Source organism: Roseateles sp. P5_B10 (assembly GCF_056400485.1).
Map to the genome: position 1 here is coordinate 1 of NZ_JBFULE010000922.1, position 1932 is coordinate 1932.

At 68.1% G+C, this 1932-nt stretch carries 2 protein-coding genes; both read right to left on the bottom strand.

Features of this window, described 5'->3' with window-relative positions:
- The coding region (locus AC1DU6_RS29285; RefSeq protein WP_477861480.1) for a TonB-dependent receptor at positions 1–1602 on the bottom strand (1602 nt) is incomplete at its 3' end.
- Between the two features lie 117 nt (positions 1603–1719).
- Positions 1720–1932, bottom strand: a 213-nt coding sequence (locus AC1DU6_RS29290) for a hypothetical protein (protein WP_477861482.1), incomplete at its 5' end; no start/stop codon positions are given.

Below are 1932 nucleotides of genomic sequence, written 5' to 3' on the forward strand. Positions count from 1 at the left end.
GGCCTCGGTCGCGCCCGCGTCGCCCACATAGACGAGTTCGGAGTCGAAGTCCAGCTTCCAGATCGCGACCGAACTCTGCAGGCCCGGCACCCATTCGGTCCGTGCACCCAGCTCCAGGCCGCGCGCCGCGACAAGACCCGACACCTTGTCGACCGCGTCTCCGGTCTTGGGGTCGATGGTGGCCGTCGTGCCGCGCGCGTCATTGCTGTGAAAGCCGCGGCCCGCGTTGAAGAAGAACTCAGTCTTGGCCCACGGCCCGGCGATCAGCGAGAACTTGGGCGACAGCAGGTGGGCCGAGGCGCTGCCGGAGTTGGCGGCGTTGCTGTAGCTATGCACCTTGAAGCGCGCCTCGTCCGCGCGCAGGCCGACGACGCCGCGCAGCCAGGGCGTCAGCTCGACCGAGGTCTGGCCGTAGACGCCAAGCTCGGTCTCGCGCACCTCGTCGTCGCGCGTCGTTGCGGTGATGCGGCGCTCCACGGTGTCGTAAAGGCCGACGCGGATGCGGTCATGGCGCAGCTGCAGGCCGATCTCGCTGCGGGCAGGCAGGTCGCCCAGGCGGTGGTCGACGGCGTGGCTGGCGTTCACGCCGTAGACGCTGCGCTTGTCCTGCTGCAGGAACTGGTCGCCGTCGTCGGGCCGCTMCAGCGCGTAGGTGAAGTTGGAGAAGAGCTTGAGCCGGTAGTTCATCGCGTAGGCCGCGACGTTGGTAGCCTCGCTGCCGGTATTGCGATGCCATTCACCGGACAGGCTGCTGCGGCGCGTCTCGCCGCCGTCGCTCTTGTCGATGGCATCGAAGCGGCCGAAGGGCTGGCCGTTGAAGGTGCCGGCTGTGATGAGACGCTCGGGCACCTGGTCGGTCGATGTCCACCGGGCGTCATAGGCCATCAGGCTCGTGCTCCAGCCCTCGGCGCGCGTGCCACCCGAAAGAATCAGCACACCGTTTGTCTTGCGCAGGTGTTCGGGCAACTGCCATGGCCCGTCGTTGTGCTGCACCTCGATGGCGCCCAGCAGATGCATCTCGCCCAGGTGCGTGAAGCCGGCGCCGACAAAGCGCTGGAACTGGCGCTGGCCCAGCGTCAATGCGGCGAAGCTTTCGTCCAGCGTGTTGCGGTAGGCGATGTCGGCCGAGCCGGCGGCGGCGAAGTCGCCGTTCTTCGCAAAGTACGGGCCCTTGCGGTACTCGATGCGGTCCACCAGTTCGGGAATCAGGAAGTTCAGGTCCGAATAGCCCTGGCCGTGGCCGTGGGACGGCATGTTGACCGGCAGGCCGTTGACGGTGGTGGCGAAGTCGGTGCCATGGTCAAGGTTGAAGCCGCGCAGGAAGTACTGGTTGGCCTTGCCGTCACCCGAATGCTGCGTGACGATGAGGCCGGGCACGAACTCCAGCACCTCGCCCGGGCGCAGCGCGGGGCGGCTCTTCAGCAGCTCGGCGCGGATGGTGCCCTGCGACGCGGCATCGGTGCTGCCGATGGCGTTGTCGTAATGGCGGCCGGTGATCTCGACCTTTTCAAGCACGGCTGAGGGTTCGGCCTGGGCTGCGGAGACGGCGAGCAGGCAGGCGGCGGCCAGCAGCGTCGGCTGGAAGCGGCAATGTTTGGACATGGGAGTTCTCGGCAAGCCTGCGCGCACGCGGGCACCGCTGGGTCCGGTCAGGACGGGCGGAAGTCAGGGGATCGGATTGGCGCAGCAAGCGCCATGGCACGCGAAGGCGCCTGTCGATCAGCCGCGAGGAGGGGTCAACGGCGGCGCGACGACACGGTCGCGCCAATCGAGGTAGGTCGCGGCAGGGTGATCGCCGCCCTCGCCCACCGGCAAGGTCAAGCCGGCCGGCAGCCAGGCGAGGAAGGCCGTCACAGCGCCCTGGGCGGTGTCGTCAGCCGGATCGCCGACCTCGAGCACGTCGGCGTCGTGCTGGGAGTGATTGTGAAAGAC